This is a genomic window from Shewanella sp. P1-14-1 (assembly GCF_001401775.1).
Lineage (GTDB): Bacteria > Pseudomonadota > Gammaproteobacteria > Enterobacterales > Shewanellaceae > Shewanella > Shewanella japonica.
In genome coordinates, this window is record NZ_LKTL01000005.1 from 104,284 (window position 1) to 126,441 (window position 22,158).

16 protein-coding genes are annotated in these 22,158 nt (G+C 41.9%); 9 read left to right on the forward strand and 7 right to left on the reverse strand.

The genetic code is table 11. The features are described 5' to 3' along the window. Window positions 1-912: 912 nt before the first annotated feature. Window positions 913-1,269 (reverse strand): RidA family protein, encoded by a 357-nt coding sequence (locus AN944_RS05050; protein WP_055023510.1) that lies wholly within the window; start codon window positions 1,267-1,269, stop codon window positions 913-915. A gap of 212 nt (window positions 1,270-1,481) precedes the next feature. Here AN944_RS05050 and AN944_RS05055 point away from each other — a divergent pair, with 212 nt between their 5' ends. Continuing rightward, window positions 1,482-2,426, forward strand: a complete 945-nt coding sequence (locus AN944_RS05055) for a LysR family transcriptional regulator (protein WP_055023511.1) — start codon at window positions 1,482-1,484, stop codon at window positions 2,424-2,426. A gap of 42 nt (window positions 2,427-2,468) precedes the next feature. Here AN944_RS05055 and AN944_RS05060 read toward each other — a convergent pair whose 3' ends face one another. Further along, on the reverse strand, window positions 2,469-3,164 hold the full coding sequence (locus AN944_RS05060; protein ID WP_235530852.1) for a porin family protein: 696 nt from the start codon (window positions 3,162-3,164) through the stop codon (window positions 2,469-2,471). 241 nt (window positions 3,165-3,405) lie between these two features. Here AN944_RS05060 and AN944_RS05065 point away from each other — a divergent pair, with 241 nt between their 5' ends. From AN944_RS05065 to AN944_RS05080, 4 genes are all read left to right on the forward strand, one after another. Continuing rightward, complete coding sequence (locus AN944_RS05065; RefSeq protein WP_055023513.1) at window positions 3,406-4,515, forward strand: efflux RND transporter periplasmic adaptor subunit; 1,110 nt, start codon at window positions 3,406-3,408, stop codon at window positions 4,513-4,515. Beyond that, window positions 4,512-7,568, forward strand: coding sequence for an efflux RND transporter permease subunit (locus tag AN944_RS05070; protein ID WP_055023514.1), 3,057 nt, complete (start codon window positions 4,512-4,514; stop codon window positions 7,566-7,568). The genes AN944_RS05065 and AN944_RS05070 overlap by 4 nt, the downstream gene beginning before the upstream one ends. Beyond that, complete coding sequence (locus AN944_RS05075; RefSeq protein ID WP_235530853.1) at window positions 7,555-9,027, forward strand: efflux transporter outer membrane subunit; 1,473 nt, start codon at window positions 7,555-7,557, stop codon at window positions 9,025-9,027. Before AN944_RS05070 ends, AN944_RS05075 begins: the two co-directional genes overlap by 14 nt. Before the next feature lie 109 nt (window positions 9,028-9,136). After that, entirely contained in the window at window positions 9,137-11,455 is a 2,319-nt protein-coding gene (locus tag AN944_RS05080; protein WP_055023515.1) for a patatin-like phospholipase family protein, read from the forward strand. Window positions 11,456-11,535: 80 nt separating this feature from the next. Here AN944_RS05080 and AN944_RS05085 read toward each other — a convergent pair whose 3' ends face one another. Beyond that, on the reverse strand, window positions 11,536-12,153 hold the full coding sequence (locus tag AN944_RS05085) for a hypothetical protein (protein WP_055023516.1): 618 nt from the start codon (window positions 12,151-12,153) through the stop codon (window positions 11,536-11,538). 71 nt (window positions 12,154-12,224) lie between these two features. After that, entirely contained in the window at window positions 12,225-14,426 is a 2,202-nt protein-coding gene (locus tag AN944_RS05090; RefSeq protein WP_162838648.1) for an LruC domain-containing protein, read from the reverse strand. 844 nt (window positions 14,427-15,270) lie between these two features. Here AN944_RS05090 and AN944_RS05095 point away from each other — a divergent pair. From AN944_RS05095 to AN944_RS05110, 4 genes are all read left to right on the forward strand, one after another. Next, a complete protein-coding gene (locus AN944_RS05095) occupies window positions 15,271-15,783 on the forward strand; it encodes a hypothetical protein (protein WP_055023517.1) in 513 nt (170 codons plus the stop codon). Between the two features lie 493 nt (window positions 15,784-16,276). Continuing rightward, on the forward strand, window positions 16,277-17,095 hold the full coding sequence (locus AN944_RS05100; protein WP_055023518.1) for a GNAT family N-acetyltransferase: 819 nt from the start codon (window positions 16,277-16,279) through the stop codon (window positions 17,093-17,095). A gap of 134 nt (window positions 17,096-17,229) precedes the next feature. Then, on the forward strand, window positions 17,230-18,075 hold the full coding sequence (locus AN944_RS05105) for an AraC family transcriptional regulator (protein WP_055023519.1): 846 nt from the start codon (window positions 17,230-17,232) through the stop codon (window positions 18,073-18,075). 126 nt (window positions 18,076-18,201) lie between these two features. Beyond that, entirely contained in the window at window positions 18,202-18,672 is a 471-nt protein-coding gene (locus AN944_RS05110) for an N-acetyltransferase (RefSeq protein WP_225442111.1), read from the forward strand. Window positions 18,673-18,859: 187 nt separating this feature from the next. Here AN944_RS05110 and AN944_RS05115 read toward each other — a convergent pair whose 3' ends face one another. The 3 genes from AN944_RS05115 to AN944_RS05125 form a co-directional block, all read right to left on the reverse strand. Then, window positions 18,860-19,963 (reverse strand): glycosyltransferase family 4 protein, encoded by a 1,104-nt coding sequence (locus tag AN944_RS05115; RefSeq protein WP_055023520.1) that lies wholly within the window; start codon window positions 19,961-19,963, stop codon window positions 18,860-18,862. Between the two features lie 304 nt (window positions 19,964-20,267). Further along, window positions 20,268-21,212, reverse strand: coding sequence for an SPFH domain-containing protein (locus tag AN944_RS05120; protein WP_055023521.1), 945 nt, complete (start codon window positions 21,210-21,212; stop codon window positions 20,268-20,270). Then, window positions 21,212-22,147 carry a slipin family protein gene (locus tag AN944_RS05125; protein WP_055023522.1) on the reverse strand — a complete coding sequence of 312 codons (936 nt, stop codon included), beginning with the start codon at window positions 22,145-22,147 and terminating at the stop codon, window positions 21,212-21,214. The genes AN944_RS05120 and AN944_RS05125 overlap by 1 nt, the downstream gene beginning before the upstream one ends. Between the last annotated feature and the right edge of the window lie 11 nt (window positions 22,148-22,158).

Here is a 22,158-nt window from a genome sequence, read left to right on the forward strand (position 1 = left end):
TCATCAGCTCGCAAATTTGCTAGCGGCTTCCTTCAGACCAACCCTCACGGATAAGCCCTTGCCATTCGCTAGTAGTTAACGTTTAATAACAATATGTTATTTGAACGGTGATCTTCCTACAGAGGACTTTCACCTCATTAGTTCATGCCCATGCTGGGCGTACACAAGTCGTTTAAAAGGACAAAAAACAGTTGGCTTTTGCTCCTTCGTCGCTAATTTTAGCCAACAATTTTTTGCCTCTTAACGAGGCGTTAGCATGTATATGAAACTTGTCGAAAATTCAAAGTTTGTTTTATTAATGACCGTAGGGAGTTTTGCTCTCGTGGCTTTAATGTTATTTCTTGGGTACGTGGACGATCCACGGTTCGCAGATAATGAACTCACTAATGATGAGATGTATTGGTGGGAAAGAATACTACTCATTCAAGGTGTAGTATGTGCAATTACATTGTGGGCTTGTTCTTCGTTTCATTGCTTTAAATTTAACAGCAAATTGCTAGCAATAATTATTTTTGTAGTTTGGCCTTTAGCTTATTTATATAGTTGGGTAATTGCCATAATGTCTAGCATGCAGACGCAAGCTAACAAGAGTTCAAGCTGTCAACTTTAACTAGATACTTCTAACTCATTTTTGTCCAAAAGTGAGTTAGAAAGTGTTCAAACTTTACCATCAAAAAGTCACATTCATGTGACTATAAATTATCAAGCGGTTGCCTTAATACCGCTCATGACAACGCGAGTTTTTTCAATCTTTATTATGGTCGCACAGTAATAGCCAAAGGAATAAACCTGCCAATAGTTATTCGAGCAAGACTCAAGTAGCCTGAGGCTACTTGAGGGAATTGAATGCTGATGGGTAACAATGGATCTGAGATCTAAATCGATTCATTGCCCTATTGACATAAAACTTTATTAAGCTTGAATTTCAGCAGCCACGACAGAAATTTCAACCAATAGTGCCTCACGTGCCATTTTAGCCGCAACACAGGCGCGAGCAGGAGCATAGCCTTCAATCACCCATGCATCCCAAACGGCATTCATTTCAGAGAAGTAAGACATATCTTTAACGTAGATGGTGGCAGATAATATGTGTTTTTTATCACTGCCTGCTTGCAATAATAACGCCTCGACTTTATCCAGCATGGTTTGGGTTTGCTCTGTGATATCTTTAGTGGCATCTTGGCAAACTTGACCACATAAGTAGATAGTACCGTTATGTTTTACAATGCGGCTCATACGTTTGCTGGTTTCTATGCGTTCTATTGTCATGCTGTTTTCTCGTTTATCACTGAAGTAAGTGCCCTATTATCAGCCATAAAAAACCATAAACACAACTGAGAATCCCTCATTGTCTCTTCGAACACTATTTAGCTTAACCCAGTTCAGGTGTGAGCTAACCAGCGAAAAATAGCCTCTGCATTGACAAGTAAATCACCCACTTATTACACTGATTGTGCGTGTCACTCATATAAGACCACAGTATGCACATCAATGATTTAGAGTTATTTATTGCCGTAGCCAAATTAGGCAGTTTTTCCAAAGCAGCTGAATCACTTGATACCCGACGGGCATTAGTCAGTCGTCGTATTGCCGACTTAGAAAAACACCTCGGCGCGCCACTTTTTATCCGCACCACTCGTGCAATGTCGTTAACCCCCAACGGTGAGCAATTTCTTGAACAAGTAGAGCCTCTGGTTAATCAGCTTCGAAATGCAGCTCATGTGATGCGAAACGATCAAGCTGAAGTCCAAGGACGAGTGAGAATTGGCCTTATTCCATTCACTGACAGATTGCTAGATAAATACATCGCAGAGTTCGTCACTAAATACCCTAATGTTCAGTTAGATATTTTTATGGTGAATGGGGGTTATAAAGAGTTGGCGCGACTCGGGCTAGATTTTGTATTGGATACAGGGACGCTTGATGACAGTGGGTTTATTGCTAAAAAACTGGGCACTTTGAACCTTAAATTATTTGCATCGCCGCTCTACATAGATAAAGCCGCTGACATTCATGATGTCACCGATTTAGAGCATCATTCATTTATTGGCAGTCGTTCAATCAATGGTATGGTCGACACCAAACTTAAAATGGGCGATCAAACCATTGAGGTCAAATACAATATCATCACCAACGAGCTGAATTCTTTATACAGCTTTTGTTTGGCGGGTGCGGGGATCTCAATGCTACCTTATAGTATTGCAGCTGAAGCCATTGCATCAGGTAAACTCGTCAGTGTGTTACCTGAAATTGAATCGACTCCCATCGACACATTCTTAGTCTATCCAAGTCGTAAACATATGACTGCAGCAGCTAAGTTATTTGCCGACACCATTGTTGATATGGCCACGTCTCTGATTGAAACCGAAACGGGCTATTACAAGGATGCTAAAAACGATGCCAAAACAGAATTAAAAAAGGCATAAGCGACGACCCTATGCCTTTTGGAGCGATTTACCAGCGTTGACTTAGAACTTGTAATCTAAGGTTAAGTACACTTGTTGGCTGTTATCAATATCAACGCCATTTTTACTGTAGTCTTGTTCTAAATAACGGTAACCCAAGTCAGATGAGAAATGTTCGTTCCATTGGTAGGTGACGCCCGCTTGACCACCCCAAGTGAAATCTGCTGACGCCTTACCAGCGACTTTATTATCATTACCACCTGCTGTAACACCCATGAATAACTGCGTATTTTTGGCGACTGGGATCAGATAGTCATAGGACACTAACCAAGAATATTGCTCGTGCTTATAATCTTGCTCACCAATAGAAAACTTGTCTTCCATGTAGCTGAAAGTACCTGTAACACGATGTTGTTCGTTAATAACGACACCTGCACGCAGAATAATAGGTAATCCATCAGTATCTTTAATAACATCACCATTAATGGTGTCTGTTTGATAGCCTGTACCTGCACCAATAAAGTAATCCACATCTGCTGCTTGCGCATTGGCAACCATCAAAGAAGAGCAAAGTGTCGCCGCTAATATTGTGTTAATTTTCATCATAGTCACCTCGTCAAATACAATCATTAAATGGGCTCTAGATATCTTGTGTAATCCAGATGCACTCACTGTACTTAGGCTGGCTTGCATTGAGAAGATGACAAAACACAGACTCTTAGTCCCCCAAAAAGAGACAATTAATATGATGTTATCCATGTTACCGCTTTGATAAATTGATATTACCCTCAAGTGAATAACAACAAACTATAGAATAAAAACCTGAAATTATAAGCAAATAAACCATACCAGCCGTTATTAAATTCAATAACTCATCAATTTATTTAATCCTTAACATATTTTGATTGTCTCATTTTACGAGTAAGTGAAACTACTCATATACCGCTACTTAATAAGTGAATATCTGAATAAACTGCCCTCATTAATTATGAGGTGTTCCATGAAAATGAAAAAAATCACTAATCTGACTCAACTTGCACTTATTACTGCGATGGTCAGTGGCTGCAGTCAAGACGCTACTGTTGCAAATAAACCAACTCAACCAGTTTCTGTCATTGTTATCGGTGAAAATAACCAAAACCATGACTTGCGCTTTTCAGGTGTATTAGAAGCCCAAGAAAAGGCACGTCTTGCATTTAGAGTGGCTGGAACCCTAATTGAAATAAACGCTGCACAAGGTGATTACGTCGAAAAAGGACAAGTGATTGCCCGTCTTGATCCCCATGACTACCAAGTCAGAGTTGCAGAGCTGGAAGGCCGTTTAGCTGAAGCGAACGCAAGTTACTATCAAGCTAAAAATGAGTTAGACCGCACCCAGATGGCGACCACAGACAATGCCATGTCTGATGTCAGCTTAGATCGTGCTAAAACAGGGGTAGCAAGAGCCAAGGCTGCCGTCACTGTTGTCGAGCAAAATCTAAAACAAGCTAAAGATGCCCTTAACTACACCGAACTTGTCGCGCCATTTAGCGGCATTGTAGGTCAACGCTCATACGATAATTTTGAACAAGTTTCACCAGGGCTTGCCTTTGTAACCTTGCATCAACCAGAAAAATTACAAGCCATTATCGATATTCCAGAAACGATGTTACCTGCGTTTTCTCAAGGCCAAGCTGCCAGTGTATTCACTAATGAAACCAATGGTGCTGCAAGTAATGGCAGCAAGGCGCTTAACGGCACAGTGATCGAAATAGCCAGTATCCCAGATAGTATTAAACGCACCTTCTCGGCGACCATTGCACTTAACGAAAAGCAAGATCATCTCTATCCAGGCAAAGTGGTCAATGTACGTATTGCAGATCAAACCCTCGACAACAACAGCATTTGTTTACCAGCAAGTGCGTTAGTCAGTCGTCAAAACATCACTCAAGTGACCAAGATTGTTGATAGTAAAGCGGAGCGTGTTGATGTGAACGTCATTAAACAAGGTCGCAACCATATCTGTGTTCTGGGTGATATCAAGATTAATGACACAGTCATTGTGGCAGGAAGCGCCTTTATTCATGACGGGAAAGTCGTTGAGAATATCATTTCTGTGAGAGGTTCATGATGAATTTAGCTGAATTTGCCATCAAGCAGCGAGTGTTCGTGTGCTTCTTTACCGTGCTATGCATCATTGCAGGTATCTACTCTTATTTTGACTTAGGTAAACTTGAAGACCCATCATTTACCGTTAAAACGGCTGTTGTGGTGACGCTCTATCCAGGTGCTTCTGCATCGGAAGTTGAAAACTTAGTAACAGACAAAATAGAAACCAAGCTACAAGAAATGAGTTCATTAGACACGCTGCGCTCATTATCTCGTCCTGGTATGTCGATGATTTTTGTCGATTTACATTCGACCGTATCATCAGAAAAACTGCCACAAGAGTGGGATTTACTGCGCCGTAAAGTCAATGACGTAAAACTCAGTTTGCCGCTCGAAGCCCAAATCAATATCATCCAAGACGAGTTTTCTGAAGTGTACGGAATGCTCTTTGCCATTCACAGTAACGATGCCAGTTTGCAGCAACTTAAAGATTACTCAAAAGAGTTGCAACGCCGCCTAAAAGAAGTCGATGGCATTAAAAAAATTGAACTGCACGGCGTTAGAGATCGTGTCGTTAATGTTGATATCAGTGATGAACGTATTGCTGAGTCAGGATTGTCGGCCGCCCAAGTGTACAATCAACTGGTTAGCCAAAACCTGCCTATCGATGCTGGTAATTTCGATATGGGTATTGAACAAGTACGTGTTGAGCAAACGGGCAGCTTTACCAGCATTGAAGATATCAAAAACCTCACCATTAAGTCGGGTGTTGGCCCTATTTCAAGTGGGTTAATTCGTTTAGGTGATATCGCCGATATTTACTATGACTACCAAACACCTTCACTAACAGAAAGCCGTTTTAATGGTGAACAAGCCATCACATTAGCGGTCAGCCCAGTTAACGGGATTAATGTCGTGTCGCTAGGCGACACCCTCAAAGACGTGATCAGTCAGTACCAATCTGAACTGCCATTAGGTGTGGATATTAGCACTATTGCTTTTCAGCCTGATGAAGTACATAAGTCGATCACAGGTTTTATTAACAACTTACTTGAAAGTATCGCCATTGTGGTGGTGATCCTAATGATATTCATGGGTTGGCGCAGTGCATCCATTGTCGGTGCAAGCTTATTAATGACCATCCTGTTCACTCTGATTTATATGAACCTGACTTCAGTTGACTTACAGCGAGTATCAGTGGGGTCATTTATTCTTGCACTGGGTATGTTGGTTGATAATGCCATTGTGATTACTGATATGTTCGTCAGTAAGCTCAAAGCAGGTAAAGCACGTTTTGAAGCCGCTAAAGCATGTATTGGCGAAACTGCATTACCACTGCTTGCTGCGACCGTCATTGCCATTATGGGGGCAACACCTGTCATTTTCTCAACGACTGATGCCGCTGAATTTGCCGTATCTGTGGTGCAAATCCTTGCCAGCTCATTATTGCTGTCTTGGGTTGTGGCAATGACAATTACCCCGCTGATGTGCTGGGCATTCATTAAAGCGCCAGAACATGACAGCGAAAAAGCACCGAGCGCCGCTGCCACTAAATTTAAAGCAGCCATTACATGGACTGTCGCCAACCCTAAATACACTATCGCCATTATTATTCCGTCGCTTATCGTGACATTACTGGCGACACCAATGGTGAAAGTCAACTTTATTCCGACCTCAGACAGAGCCATGGTGTTTGTGGATTACTGGTTACCTAACGGCAGCCGTATTCAAGATGTCTCACAAGACATGACGCAAATTGAGCAATGGCTATTAGCTCGCCCTGAAGTAGAAAGTATCTCTACTTCTATCGGCGCCAGTGCACCACGCTTTTCGGTTACGGTAGAGCCAGAACCATTAGATGGCAGTTATGGCCAAATCTTAATTAATACCCATAGCTTTGAGGACATTGAAACATTAGTGGCTGATGGCGATGTATGGTTATCAAAAACCTTCCCGCAAGCACAACCACGTTTTCGGGATTTAAAACTGGCCACATCAGATAAATTTAGTATCGAAGCACGTTTTTCAGGTAAAGACCCTCTCGTGCTAAAACAGCTGTCAGATCAAGCGCAAGTGATTTTAGAGCAGCACCCTCATACTCGTTATGTACGTGATGATTGGCGTCAAGAAAGCAAAGTGATTCACCCGATTATTAATCAAGAGCAAGCCCGTCTTGCTGGTATTAATCGTGCCGATATCGCCTTAGCGATAAAACGCGCCAGCGACGGGATTACTTTAGGCCAAATACGTGAGCACGACACCTTAGTGCCAATTGTATTGCAGTCATCAAATGCCAGCTTAGACGATCTTGGCGATATCCCTGTTCGATCCATTGTCGGCTTGCATAGTGTGCCTCTTTCCCATGTGGTTGATGGTTTTGAAATGCGCGGTGAGCAAAGCATGATTTGGCGCCGTGATCGTGTGCCAACCATTACCGTACAAGCCGGTGTATTAGGCGACACAATTGGTAATGTGCGTAATGAAATCGCCCCTGAGATTGAAGCGATCGAATTACCACCGGGTTACAAAATGGAATGGGGCGGAGAATACTCTGAAGAGCGTGAAGCCATTGACGACATAATGACTCAAACACCTAAGTCATTCTTAATCATGGTCATTATCTTGGTGCTGTTATTTAACGCCTTTAAACAGCCATCCATCATTTTGATCACCTTACCTCTGGCCTTTATTGGCGTGTGTTGGAGCTTAATTTTATTCGACAAACCATTTGGATTTATGGCGCTAGTCGGGGCAATCGCTTTATCTGGAATGATCATTAAAAACGGCATTGTGCTAATGGATCAAATTGAGCTTGAACGTAAAAATGGCGCTGAATTAGACGATGCCATTATTCACTCAACCCTCAATAGAACCATGGCGATTTCGATGGGCGCCCTGACGACAGCATTAGGTATGGTACCGCTATTGTCTGACTTATTATTCGATCAAATGGCTGCAACCATTATTGGTGGCCTTGCGGTCGCAACCGTACTGTCATTATTCATTATGCCAGCATTGTATAAATTGTTTTTTAAACGCCAAGCACAACAGGAGTTAACTCATGAAAATGCGTAATATCTCATTAGTCATCGCCCTTTTACTTGGCGGTTGTAGCATGACACCAGACTACCAAGCCCCTGAAACCGTCGGGCTAGATCACGTCTACTTACATGCAGGCAATACTCAGCAAATTGAAACCGATTTGTGGTGGAAGAATTTCAGCGATCCACAACTCGAGCGTTTAGTTGAAGAAGTGCAGCAGCAAAACATCAGTATTCAAATTGCTGCAGAGCGAATAACCGCAGCGCAGTCTTATGAATCAATGGTGTCATCGCTAAAAATTCCGACCGTTAATTTAGGGGCGGGAGCTGTGGATTACCGCTTATCAGAAAACGACTCATTATCGGGCCCTGCTATAGGCGCCCAGATGATTGACAAAGATCATCAAGCCCTGATGGTTGGCGCAAATGTCAGTTGGGAAATTGACTTATTTGGTCGTTTAGATGCATTAAGCGATGCCGCCAATATTCGTGTTCAACAAGCAGAAATTTTGTCTCAAGGCGTTAATACACTGATTACCGCCGATGTGGTACACAACTACCTGCAATATCGTGGGGCGCAAGCTCGTCTAGCCATTGCTCAACGTAATATTCATGAGCAACAACAGACCTTAGAAATGGTACAAACCTTAGTCAATAGCGGCTTTGGTTCAGAACTAGACTTAGCCAGTGCTCGTGCAGCACTCGCTACAGTCTCAGCTAGCCAAACCCTATTTGAAACGGCTGAGAAAGTGCATTTATATCGCCTTGCAACGCTATTAGGCCAACACCCGAGTGACATCATCAATCGTTTTGACGCTGCACCACTGCCAACGGTCACAGGCCAAATCCCGACAGGAATGCCATCAGATATCCTTAAACGACGCACTGATATTGCATTAGCAGAGCGAGAAATGGCGGCCATTAATGCTGAACTCGGTGCCAGTATCGCCAATCAATATCCGCAGTTTTATCTGACTGCAAGCCCTGCTGTGATTGCTGATAGCGCAGATGATTTATTCAGCTCAAACTCTGTTGGATGGGCTGCTGGATTAGGGGCAAAGTGGACAGTGTTTGATGGCGGGCGCAGCAGCGCAATGGTCGATATGCAACAAACTCGTTTTAAGCAAGCCAGTTTGCGTTACGAACAGGCAGTCAATGCGGCATTTAATGAAGTTGAAACCACATTAATGAGCTACGGCAATAGTTTACGTTTTTATCAACAATTAGAGACTGCAGCCCAGCAAACCCAAACAGCTGTGGCAAAAGCCAATAGTTTATACAAAGCGGGCTTAATTGATTACATCCAAGTGTTGGATGCACAAAGACAAGATAACACCATGCAAGATGCACTTGTCACAGCGCAGCTGAACATTGCGTCAAATGTCATTTTGGTCAACAAAGCCTTAGGCGGAGACTGGAAAGTGAAGCCATCAACTGATGACAACACCCAAAAAGACACCGCAACAGGCAAGCAATCAATCCTGACCGATTGATCACAACCCCTAAGCCTCACAGACCACTGTTTCCCCCCATTTTTCGGTGGTTTGTGAGCACCCAAATCTTTTCAACCCTAATTCAATCATTCCAATTTAAAGGTTTCTGATGCGTCAATTCCTATTGCCCTTGTTTAACGTCAACCTAGCGAAAACCTGCCTAGCTTGGCTAGCGGCAAGCTGTATTTGCATCAGTCAGGCGGTGGGCGCTAACTCATTAAACCCAGTAAACACTCACCCAGATGCTCAACCTGAGTCATCACCTAGACCCACCGTCGGTTTAGTACTCAGTGGCGGCGGAGCAAAAGGGTCAGCCCATGTGGGCGTAATACGGTATTTAGAGCAACAACAAATTGAAGTCGACTATATTGTCGGCACCAGTATTGGCGCTTATGTTGGCGGCTTATACGCATTAGGCTTTAGTGCAAACGACATCGAAACCATCATGCTCGGCTTAGCGTGGGAAAGTGGTTTTAACGATAATGTGCCAAGACAATCATTACGCTACCGTGATAAACAAGATGTCGACCGCTACAACATGCCATTTGAATTAGGCCTACTTGATGGCCAATTACTGCTCCCCAAAGGCCTACTTAGGGGCCAAACCATGGGCAACCTTTACCTGGATTCATTTGGCGCTATCGAAAACCAAGCCAGCTTTAATGATCTCGCAACGCCTTTTAGCGCGATAGCAACCGATATCTCCACAGGTGAAGCTGTGGTGCTAAACCAAGGTAATTTACTTAAAGCAATGCAAGCTTCCGCCACGGTACCCGGCATATTACAGCCCACCGTGATTGATGGAAAATCCTTAGTTGATGGTGGCATTGTAAGTAATTTACCCGTTGAAACCGCTAAAAATATGGGGGCAGATATTGTTATTGCCATCGATATTGGTGCGGATTTGTCAGCCCAAGAACAGCTCAACAGCGCTATTGCTATCGTCGGCCAATTAAGCACCTTGATGACACGCGCCAATGCCGTAGCGCAAATTGCGACACTGAATAAGGCTGATATTTTGATCCGCCCAGATATCAGTAACTTTGACACCACCGACTTTAGCGCTTTAGCCAGTGGGTTTGAACTTGGACAACAAGCAGCCTTAATGCATAAACAGCAACTGCAACCATTAGTCTCTGATGCTGACAGTTTTAGCCAATATCTCTATAAGCGAGCGAATTTTAAGCAAGACATTCTTGCGTTTCAACAAGCGCCTATTGAGCAAATTCGTTTTAATAATCAGTCATCAACTTCAACTGCACTGATTAAACAAAAACTCAATATAGATAACGGCGATCAAGTGAGTTCAGATGCACTAATCGAAGCCGTTGATCGGGTTTATGCCATCAATGACTTTGAAAAAGTCACACTCGAATTTGAGCAAGAAAATGATCAAAAAGTGCTGGTAGTTAACACAGAAGAAAAGAGCTGGGGTCCTAACTTTTTCGATATTAGCTTTAGCTGGCAAGAAGACTTTGAGAATAGCTCAAATGTCGCGTTGGATTTGGCTTATCAAATTAATCATATTGCAGATACTGATGCCCAAGTTCGCTTTGAGCTGACCACAGGCAAAGATAAATTATTGGCAACCGAGCTGTATTTACCCTTGGACGATCTTGAACAGTTTTATGTAAAAGGCCGTTATCAATATCAACAGCAACAACAAACCTATTATGAGCAAGGGCTCTTGTTACTGAAAACCACCCATAATGCCCATCATATATCCGCAGCTTTAGGTTACTCACCAATAGATAATATGGTGATTGAGCTTGGATTATATGGCGAATCGGGCGATATGGAGGGCCCGCAATATCCGCAACTAAATTTTGATTATGATGCTCATGGAGGCGGCATTCATGTGGGTTACGACAGCTTAGATAGTTATAGCTTTCCATCTAAAGGCATGCTGATTGAGGCCAATGTCATTTGGCATAAAGACAAGTTAAGCATGGACGAAAACAGCATGCTAACGTCAAGTTCTAGCACTGACTCAGCCACTGAGTATCAATTCAGTTTTAAAAAGGCCAGCAGTTATCAGCACCACACCTTGATTGCCAAAGTCGATTTAGCAGGCGTTGATACTGAGGAATTTAGCCTGTTACATACACAAAATCTGGGGGGCTTTTTGAATTTATCTGGTGAGTCGAATGATGCCCTTGTTGGCAGCCAATTAGCTTACGGTGCGCTTATTTACCAGCGCCGCTCAGATTGGCAAATACTCAATAAAAATGTCCCTGTTTATATGGGATTATCAGTTGAAGCGGGCAATGTTTGGCAGTTAAAGTCTGAGCGCGATATGAATGACTTAATCTACGCCGCGAGTGTATTTGTGGGCACTGAAACAGACTTTGGTCCTGCTGTATTTGGTTTCGGAGTTAATGACTTACACCACCAATCTTTTTACTTAACCTTAGGTAAACGCTTCTAACACTGCGTAACATCGAAATGCCCATTGCCAAAAAAGCCCGCAATAAAGGGGCTTTTTTGGCTTTATTAATATTCATCAATTTATATGGCACCAATAATCAAGGTTTGCTCCTCTGCCTCCATATCATATGACCACATTTGATAAATAGGATCTGAACCATCGTAAAACCACACCACTGCCACTAAGTTTTGCTGATGGTTTGCCACTAATAGCGCTTCATTTAAGCTACCTTCATCTAATGCGCCACGTAATAAGCATGACTCAAAGTTAACCGTCACTTGGGCACCATTTTGCTCATATTGGTCACATAACGAAAAATAACCTCGCTGCGTAGACTCAAGCGCCACATCAATATCCAAATTAAAAGCCGCTTGTAAGTCAAAATCAGCATCAACAATCAGATCATCAATTGACGTTGCGGGTATCGTTGGCTCCTCAGGCGTTTCAGGATCCGTTGGTGTTTCTGGCGTCGTTGGCGTCGTTGGCGTCGTCGGTGTTGTTGGTGTCGTCGGCGTCGTTGTTGTGGTGGTTGTCGCTGGTGTTGCAGCCACTGGCGCTGGAGAGCTGTCATCGCCGCCCCCCCCGCCACCACAGGCAGTCAGTAATGTGAGTAACATTGTCGCCGCTACCGTTACACCTTTATTCGACGTGATTAACATTGCATTTTTAGCCGTAGTTGTTTGAGTTAATGTGTTCATAATATTCACCTTAAAATTCCGTTTATGACTTAAGTTAATTGGGTTTGCAGTTATGCGATTCATCGTGACTTTTAGTCTTTAAAAATCAAAGAATCTTGTGCATTTAGGTACCAGTAAGGTTTAGTCTCACCAGTTTCGTCTGCAGCAAATTCAATAAACTCAATGTAAGCACTATCAACACGTTGGTTTTCTGCAGGATGCTGCCATGAATCAGGTACTTCAATCGCCCAGCTCATGCCGTTTTGATCTTGGAAATACTGGCCTTGTGAAGCCGCTGACGCATCGTCATGCATGCCTAAAAAGCGCGTATCAAACAAATCAGTTGGTGCTTTATTTTTCAAATGGATTTCTAATTTACGGCCAGGGTTTTGCCCGTCAGTAATATTCTTCGCCGCTAAGCCATGATCTGTACCTGGAGTGGCAAAAATAAATGGGTCATAAGGAAATTCAGGCATGTCATCGACATGAACCGAATCAATAAATGGCACGGTCATTTGCCATGTCGCACGATACTGAGTACCACAACCTGGCTCTGTTCTGAAGTATAAACAGCCGTTACCTGGTGTAGCGTGCTGCCATAAATCTTGACTGAACAGTAATACCGCATTAGTTTGATTTTCTTCTAATGGCGAGGTGGTTTGTTTCACCCCTTGCATGCTCCACTCAATCGCAGACTCTTGCACATTACCGCGTCCCACATCAGGCAGTTGCACCGCAAAGCCGTTATGGTAAGCAGCGCCCATTGCCACTAACTGCGCATCAAATGCCACACGACGCACCATGTCATTTTTACTGAACTGGCTAATACGTAATTGCATCACCACATCATTCATATCAAAGTCACCTTGGTTCGGATATAAATCCTCATAAGCCAGCGTGGTGTACTCAGAAGAAGATGGGTAATAACTGATCGTGATACCCGTTTCAGTGACTGTAATAGGGTAATCCTCTACCTCACCATCACTCACACCACCAGTAGGCAGTAGATCAGCAACCGAACTTAAACGAAATCGTGCCCATGTCTCACCGGTTTTAGCCCAATTTGGGACATCAATTGATAAGGTGGTTGTACCCGCATTTAATGAGCGAGCAGCAATCACTTTTTCGTCAGTATCAAACTCGCCATTTTGGTTCCAATCAATCCAACCATTTAAAAATGCCGCATCACCTTGGGTTGTGACAATCAACATCGCATTTTCGCCGATTTCAAACCCTGTAGGCATACTGATACCGTCATCATCATCGATACCATCACTTTCATCATCAGATAATGGTGCTGGATAACCGTCTGATTCATTATCAACGACACTACCCAATTTCATATTGCCAACAATTCCGTGGCGAGCACCATTTGAGCCTATTAAGGTGCCGTAAGTGTCTGGCGCATCACCAAAATCAACACTGTCTCCTACTGGCACTTCGGCAAGCGCACAACGCGCACCGTCATTAGAAGTAGAAGAAGGACCATAAGAGAAAAGTTCAGCTTGTGGAGTATCAGCATCAACGTTGACTTTAAATACATTACCATCACCGTTGTTACTCAAGTATAAGTTGCCATCTGGATCAAAGAACTGCGCACCAAAGGTAAAGCTACCACTGTCTTTGGTGATAACGGTTCCAATAGTTTCTGATGCACCACTACTTGGATCAATTTTGATTAATTTACCTGAACTACCATTGGTAACGGCATATAAAAAGCCATTGGTTGGATGGAATGCAAAATCGGTAATATTGTAAGTGGCATTATTTTTACTGCCCGGCACAATGTTCATAGGATGGTCATTACCATCAAGCGGTACGGTAAATAACCCTTTACCTTTACGGTAGCCGTACCAAACGTTTTCGTTAATGGCGACGTCACCAACATAAAAGTTTTGATTAGCTGCTGCGCTGTCTTTGGTGATTGTTAATGGCTCTACTTGGTAATCTTTACCCACTTTACCGACTGTGGCATTTTCGTAATCCCAACCGTAGAGGTAATTATCAAGATAACTAAAACCCACACCGTTGAGTGCTTTGTTAATCCCCATATCTGGTGACAATACAGTATAACTACCTGTACCAAGTTCAACACCAAAGGTCTTTGGAATACCCGATGGCGTTTGCACGATAAAGGCTTCCGTCGGACAAGCATCAAATGCTTCAGCAGCATAGGTATTAGCACTAAATAGCGCCATGCCAGTGCCAATAGCAATACTACTGAAACCAAGAATATTGATGATTTGGACGTTCAATGAATTTACATTATTTGCTTTTACAGTTGCTGTTTTCATATTGCATCTCGCTATTCGTTATCAGGATGTAACGGTATAATGCACAGCGAATGCCAACTTTAATTATACTTTAAATACAGCAACTTATATGGTCAACAAAGATTTTCATTATGGCTAAAATGCATTCTGCAACGCATTCTGATTTTGAGAAGATGGGTGTTTATAACGCCAATCTTCGTATGAATTAAGGTCAAAGTCTTGGGGCTTCGCCCACACCAGGTTTAATGGTGCTTTCTCTATTTCCAAACTCCGTTTGGGTTAGCACCACGACTTTGATCTGCAAAAAAATGAACTCAAACGATATATTCATAAACGAAATTTGTATGATGCAAACAGTGTAACTAACTCTAATAATTTGATAATTCTCAATTTAAAGTAATAATCCTTTTTGCTGTCACTTTTATCAGGTAACCACACTTTGTTTTAAGATATTAATAATCAATCAGTATTTACATCAATAAGATAGAAAATATAGGATGGCATTAATCAATAATTTAAGCTGCCGACGTTAAAGCGTGAGCCGTTCAATAAGCTGTTATATGCAAAAAAGAGTTTAAAAGTGCGTAAACTTATTGTCTTTGATAAAAACACATTGAATGTCTGGGGTTATAGATATAATCCTTCTTAATACTCAAATTCAGGAAATTGAAAATGATGGATGGAAAATAATTTCGGTTACAGCAAACACAGCATTGTTAGGCAAGATGATGTCCTTTACCATCTTGATAGAATCTCCAGAAACCTAAATCAGTGGGGGGGACAGAGTAAACTTAATTACAAGCAGTCCGAAAGATGACTCGCTGGTACTCCTAAATTTCAGCTGTTTCGGACATTAGGCATCACTATGAAAATCACTCTATCTATTTTACTACTCATTATGTCAGCAAATAGTTTTGCAACCGATGTGAAGCTGGGAAATCTACAGCGATATGGCACCTCTCCGCATCTGGAGCTATTTCTAATGCCAAGCGGAGGCAATAGCATAGCTGAAGTTTTCGAAGTAATTACTTATCGTGAGCGCGAATTTACAGTCCGTCTCATTGGCCAGTCATCTGAATTAACCAATCAAGAGCTGCTAACCTTTTATCAAACTCATTACCCAATCGAGCTAGAGGCTGCATTTAAATCTTCAGGCAATATGCATAACCCCGCAATAAGCGGAGTGAGAGATAAGTTTCCGGAAGCGTTGAAGTCTACGACTATTTTCAAGCAGTTACTTATCGAATTAAATAAACTAGGGTATGAAGTGACTAACATTGAGTTTGAAAAATTTACCGCATATAAAAAACATGGCATATCAATACCTGATGTCTATATAAGAGTGGTAAAAAGTACCAAGCAAGACGAGGTAAATTAGCCCTACGCACAGTTATTGCCACGAATGGACAGTATTTTTATAAGTGGATATATAAAACCGTACTAAAAGATCAAGCTAAAATACGCACTGTTTTAAAAAGTAATGACCTGTACATTTAGCAATGTCTTCTTTCCAGCAAAGCTGTCAGGACGATAAACAGTTGTTTTTGCGTCTGCACCGCCTATGTTAGCCAACACATTTTAGCTCATTATTGTGGACGTTACTTTTTATCCACTTGCCATATATTCTCTAATGGAACGCATCATTTTAAGCGCCTTAACTCTAATAAGCTTTTGTCCATAAGCGAACCACGGCGTTTGCTTCATTTCGTTACTCACCCAATTCAATTACATCGAAAGTAAAATTATTCAAGCTTGTCGTTTTTATTCAATCTTAACGCTCTTAGCTTGATTACTATTTATCCCATTCAGAACAGCGCTCATGACTAAAATAAGCCTCTGTTCGTCATTTATAATTTAACCCGGTAACAGTAATGATAGACATTAAACCAATCGATAAGCTGGAAAATATCAGCCAACTTAAAACACAGTATTTTGCGCTATCAAGTGCTCCGCTAGATGGCATGTGGCATTTTGGCTTTGTGCCTATGGCGAGTCACTTTGGGTTTTATGAGCAAGATAACTTAGTCGGCTTTTGCTGTATTAATGATGAAAATTATTTACTGCAGTTTTACCTTGCCCCTGAAGCGGAAACTGATGCCAAAGCCCTATTTCGTTTTATTGCGCAGCAACAAAGCCAAGTCATCAAACAAGTAAAAGGCGCTTATGTGAGTACAGCGGAGCCACACTATTTGTCTCTTTGTATGGATAACTCAACACAATTTGCAGTGAGCGCCTTGATGTATCAGCAGCTTGTTCCAGTTAACAATAATGTGACTACGCTTACTTTAGCTTTAGCAAAACCAGAGCAATTGCAGCAATTTGTTGAGTTTGCCGCCACCAATATCGGCGCACCAGAGCAGTGGGTATCGGGTTATTATGGCAATCTAATAAGCCGTAAAGAGTTATTTGGTTATTGGCAAAATGGTGAATTGTTGGCAACAGGCGAATGTCGTTTATTCGATGAATATCAGACCGAGTATGCAGACTTAGGCATGATAGTAGCGCAATCTCATCGTGGTAAAGGCTTGGCGACTCAGGTGCTTTCAAGCTTGATTAACTTAGCCAATGATCGAGGTTTAACTCCTATTTGCTCAACTGAAACTGGCAACATCGGAGCACAAAAGGCCATTGAACGAGCAGGCCTAATGCCACAGAACCGCATTGTTCAAATAACGTTTGAAGCAAAATAATGATTGCTATTGTTAATCAGGTTTAGCGAGTATCACTTTGTGATTGGCACTGTGATTCTCGCCTTATTTCTTGTTGTATTGGCCGCGATGTGACATATAGTGATAAGTCATATTTTAACAAGGTTAATCTGGTTATGATCCATTGGTTGCGCTCGCCTAGTTCCCCTAGCATTGCTAAATATGTGCAATGCTATTGGTTAATTGAAAAACGCCCAGATGTGAATAGCCATAACTATCCAAAGCTTAACCCTGATCCTGCTACACATTTAATTATCTCGCCGGCAAATCAAGCCTACCGCTACGATACCAGTTCTGGTAGCGAAGCAGGCAAAGGTAGCCATTGGTTATACCCTCATCAAAATACATTCGAACTCGATCATTCACAGCCATTTATCCACCTTGGGGTTAAATTTCATATAGGTGCGCTTTATAGCTTGCCTGAATTTTTCGGTAAGACACTGCCACTTGATACAGTAGAGCAAGTCCAAGGGACGACATTGCTCACTGAACGTCAGCTCAATGAAGATGCACTGATGACTATGGCGAGAACGGATGCTGCCTTATGTTGTCAGCAATTAGATGCGTTATTAATGCCCTGGTTTGAGCAATGCACTGAAGATCAACATAGTAAGATTACCCGTAAAGCATTACATCACCTTGATGACAGCATTATATCTTCACTCGGAGAACAACTTCATTGCTCACAGCGTACATTGGAAAGAAGTTTTCAGCGTGTGACAGGACTAACGCTTAAACAATGCCAATCGATGAATAAACTTGAAGCTATGTTGGAGTATCTTTATCAACGCTCATCTGCCGAGCTTGATTGGGCTGAAATCGCGCTTAACTTCGGCTTTAGCGACCAACCTCATTTGATTCGGTATTTAAAAAAACAATTAGGTTTTACCCCTAAAACTTATGAAAAAGAGCGTGGGCTTACCATTGATATTTATGGTGGCGTGAGTTCTATCTCAAGCTGATATTGTCGGAAATATTCAATCATTCATCGCAGGCAACTTTTATAGTGTGGCTAACATGCTTAAAGTATCAATTATCACTGACTTGTAGATACAGCAACTCACGACACTTACGTTATAAAGACGTCAATGACACTAAACTTAGCACTAGCATTAAGGGCTGAAACACAAATGATAAGAGTAATGCGAGAACAGGATCTAGATAGTGCCGTCGCTATCTGGCTGACAGCATCAATCAAAGCACATAGCTTTGTAGCGGAAGAATTTTGGCAATCGCAACAGCAAAATATGCGTGATGTATATCTTCCTCATAGCGAGTCTTGGGTTTATGAAGACAATGGCCACATCCTCGGTTTTATTTCATATTACGAGGGCAGTATTCCAGCCATTTTTGTGGATCCTCAATCACAATCTAACGGGATCGGAACCCAGCTGTTAGATACGGTAAAAAACCAATATGAACAGTTAACATTAACCGTTTACGCTGAAAACGAAAAAACACACCAATTCTATCTTCGCCATGGCTTTAGTGATGTGGGCAAGTGTATTTGCGAACACACAGGGCAAAAGCAGCTTGAGATGCGCTGGATACGCGCCTAGTTATAAGTCGTTATGACTAACTATCTATGAAGTATCTATGATTAAGTCGCTTTGATTAAGTAGCTATGATTAAGTAGTTATGATTAAGTCGCTCGAAATCTTTGGGGTCATGTGGTTCTATCACGTGAGGGTAGAACGCTTGTTTAACGCTTTAATTTTCCTTCTAGAAATACATCAAAGCGAACATTTAATGACGCTTATCTTCAAGCAACTGCTTAAACAAGTTTTTCCATGCTTGCTGTAGCTCAAACCATTGTTGCTGTTTCCAATGATTGATATAGCCAATATTGGGGACAGGTGGATGTATTGAAGCCGTTTGAGACAGAAATTGATTAATTGCATCGGCAATAGAGTCAGCACTAACAGGCTCAGAAATAGGATGAATAACAGGAAGGTTTTCCCCTTGATTAACATCGCATGCAGCATGCTGACTAACTTGATCGCCTAAGCCATCAACTTGGCTTGAGATAATTGTTTTATTCATTGCCAATGACTCAATAAATATTAGCCCAAAGGGCTCCCAGCGAGATGGGATAACCACAGCATCAACTTGATTTAAAAACTCAGGGACACGTTCAACTTTCCCCACAAACTCAACATTCGCAACGCCACCAGCTAATTGCTCTAGCTCATCGACCAAGGGGCCTTCACCCGCTATTTTGAGTAAACAAGGTTGATTAATCAGCGACATCGCCTTTATCAATAAATCAAAGCCCTTTTGATAATGAAAACGCCCATAAGCGGCTATAACAGGCACTTTTATGTCAGCGGATGTTTTATTAACATTGCTTCGTTCAGCGTCGATTGCGGCGTTATTTAGGTCGTTAAGTTTAGGAATAAACCCACTTAAATCACGTCCTTGGCCTAATAAATTGATCTTATTTTTTGGCACTAAATCATGGTTAAGCATCCAAAACTGCTGTGAAGGCGCAATGGCAATAACCCTGTCCACTAGCCAATAATTGAGTTTAAGCATCCAGTAAAAACGTTTAGGAGACTGAATTTGCGAGCGCACAAAGCTTGCGCTGTAGTGATGTTCTTGCAAGACGAATTTTGCCTTGGGGTGCCGTAATGTAAATATGAAAATATTGAACAGATTTCGCCAATTTGAAGCACCATGTAAGCAAATGATATCCGCTGTTGAATTCAAAGAAACCGGCTTTGAAAAATCCACATATTTGATGTCGAATTCAAAGTCGTGTTGCAATGTTGAGCCACATAAGCTTTGAAGCGCAAAATTAACGCCGCCCATGTTTGGATCGTCAACACAATGCAATACTTTTGGTTTCACTCTCACCTCTTATCTACAAGGGCATGCCATAACACGTTTATTCACTGACACTCTATTCATCTCGGTTATCACGACTTAACCTAATGCACTCATCATAAACATAACCTTATCTTATTGATTTCGCAAAATTTGAATGACTCATTAATCAGTTAGTCAATTACGTTTTTAGTCAGTTTTAGCCACTTATTCGGCTATGTCGCCGCTATTTAAGCAGCGATTTGAGCAGTAATTATACCCGCCACGGTATTTGCTAAATAAAAAAGGCTAGCACTGCTGCTAGCCTCTCCCTTAACGAATCAAACAACTATTTTTTAGCCTTAAATTCGTCTTCAAGACCCATGGTCGTCATCCATTGCTCGAAATTAATCAAGTTAGCCGGTAATACCACTCGGTTATCGGCATCACTTAACCCTTCAAGTTGCTTGAAGTATTGCTCACCTAATTGCAAACGCAGTGCGCTGTGTCCGCCAGGTTTTGAAATAACGACAGCAAGACGCTCAATCGATTCAGCGGTCGCTTTAGCAAGGGTTAAAATCTCTTCAGCCTTACCTTCAGCTTCGTTAATACGGCGTTGCATCTCACCTTCTGACAAGTTAATGGTTTCAGCCATAAAACCTTCAGAGCGATTAATCTTACTTTGTTTATCACCTTCACTTTTTGCCAATAAAGCACGACGCTCACGCTCAGCATTTACTTGCATTTCCATGGCATTTTTAACTGTTTCTGGCGGGGTGATGTTTTTAATTTCATAACGATGAACTCGAATACCCCAAATCGCTCCAGCTTCATCAAGCACTTCAACCACTTTGGCCGATATAATATCGCGCTCTTCGAAAGTACGGTCTAAATCCAGCGTACCAATAACGGAGCGTGTGGTTGTTTGTGCCAATTGAATTGCTGCATAACGATAATCAGTAATCCCGTAACTCGCTTTAACGGGGTCCACCACTGAGATATAGATTACCCCGTCCACTTCAACATTAACCTCATCACTTGAGAAACATTCTTGTGGAGGAACATCAATGGTTTCTTCTTTCAAATCGTGGATATAAGCCACTTTATCAATAAAAGGCACTAAGGCATGAAAACCTGCATCTAGTGTATTGTGATATTTTCCTAAGCGCTCAACAATGTAAGCAGACTTAGTAGGCACTAATCGAATTGACTGAAATAACTTCAATACAAATATTAAAAAGATTGCGCCCCAAATGATCATCACGATGAAATCTGTATCAACTCCGTTTAACATTATCGTGCTCCTTTTGTGGCTGTTGATGGTTTAGCTACGGCGTGGGTCACTTGCTCCATACCTTCAAAAAAGCCTTCTAATTTAGCCATTTCAGCAGGTACTACCGACACTTGAGACTCAGACAAAATGTTACCCACTTGGCTAATAAACTGCTCTTTTAGCATCATGTTCATCGCATCATTACCGCCTTCGTTAGCCAGTGCAGTACAAATCATATCCATGCCTTCTGATTTTGCTTTAGCAATGATGGTAATTTCTTGCCCTGAACCAATTGCTTCGTTGATCCGTTTTTGTTTTTGACCTTCTGACAAGTTAATCGCCTCTTGGCGTTCACCTTCTGACATGTTGATCATGGCCGCTTTTTCGGCGTTCGCTAGGGTGATCTCAGCACGTTTACGACGCTCTGCTTCCATTTGCTTTTCAAGCGTATGAATCACATGAATAGAAGGAGTGATGTTTTTGATCTCATAACGCAGCACTTTGATCCCCCAAGGATCGGATGCTTTATCAATCTCACGTACAATCGATTCATTCAAACTGTCACGTTCTGAGAACGTTTGCGATAGGGTTAATTTACCAATCTCTGAACGCATGGTGGTTTGTGCAAGGTTAACTGCAGCGCGGCGATAATCTTCAATACCGTAACTGGCTAACTTACCGTCCATGACTTTTAGGTACACTAAGCCATCAACTTCTAATTGAGTATTATCTTTTGAAATACAGCTTTGCGGTGGGACATCGAGTACTTCTTCACGGGTATCGTGACGGTAAGCAACTCGGTCAACAAAAGGCACTAAAAAATGAAATCCCGGTTGTAATACGGTTCTAAATTTACCTAAACGCTCAATCACATTGACCTCACGCATCGGTACAATCAACATGAGTTTATACAAGATAAAAACGATGAATAAAAATGCTATGGTTAGTTCAAACATACTTCCCCTTC

What these genes read in the sequence shown, in the direction of transcription:
- AN944_RS05050 (WP_055023510.1), bottom strand. Translation starts at nt 1,269, where the DNA reads ATGACAATAGAACGCATAGAAACCAGCAAACGTATGAGCCGCATTGTA.
- AN944_RS05055 (WP_055023511.1), top strand. Translation starts at nt 1,482, where the DNA reads ATGCACATCAATGATTTAGAGTTATTTATTGCCGTAGCCAAATTAGGC.
- AN944_RS05060 (WP_235530852.1), bottom strand. Translation starts at nt 3,164, where the DNA reads ATGGATAACATCATATTAATTGTCTCTTTTTGGGGGACTAAGAGTCTG.
- AN944_RS05065 (WP_055023513.1), top strand. Translation starts at nt 3,406, where the DNA reads ATGAAAATGAAAAAAATCACTAATCTGACTCAACTTGCACTTATTACT.
- AN944_RS05070 (WP_055023514.1), top strand. Translation starts at nt 4,512, where the DNA reads ATGATGAATTTAGCTGAATTTGCCATCAAGCAGCGAGTGTTCGTGTGC.
- AN944_RS05075 (WP_235530853.1), top strand. Translation starts at nt 7,555, where the DNA reads ATGAAAATGCGTAATATCTCATTAGTCATCGCCCTTTTACTTGGCGGT.
- AN944_RS05080 (WP_055023515.1), top strand. Translation starts at nt 9,137, where the DNA reads ATGCGTCAATTCCTATTGCCCTTGTTTAACGTCAACCTAGCGAAAACC.
- AN944_RS05085 (WP_055023516.1), bottom strand. Translation starts at nt 12,153, where the DNA reads ATGAACACATTAACTCAAACAACTACGGCTAAAAATGCAATGTTAATC.
- AN944_RS05090 (WP_162838648.1), bottom strand. Translation starts at nt 14,426, where the DNA reads ATGAAAACAGCAACTGTAAAAGCAAATAATGTAAATTCATTGAACGTC.
- AN944_RS05095 (WP_055023517.1), top strand. Translation starts at nt 15,271, where the DNA reads ATGAAAATCACTCTATCTATTTTACTACTCATTATGTCAGCAAATAGT.
- AN944_RS05100 (WP_055023518.1), top strand. Translation starts at nt 16,277, where the DNA reads ATGATAGACATTAAACCAATCGATAAGCTGGAAAATATCAGCCAACTT.
- AN944_RS05105 (WP_055023519.1), top strand. Translation starts at nt 17,230, where the DNA reads ATGATCCATTGGTTGCGCTCGCCTAGTTCCCCTAGCATTGCTAAATAT.
- AN944_RS05110 (WP_225442111.1), top strand. Translation starts at nt 18,202, where the DNA reads ATGACACTAAACTTAGCACTAGCATTAAGGGCTGAAACACAAATGATA.
- AN944_RS05120 (WP_055023521.1), bottom strand. Translation starts at nt 21,212, where the DNA reads ATGTTAAACGGAGTTGATACAGATTTCATCGTGATGATCATTTGGGGC.
- AN944_RS05125 (WP_055023522.1), bottom strand. Translation starts at nt 22,147, where the DNA reads ATGTTTGAACTAACCATAGCATTTTTATTCATCGTTTTTATCTTGTAT.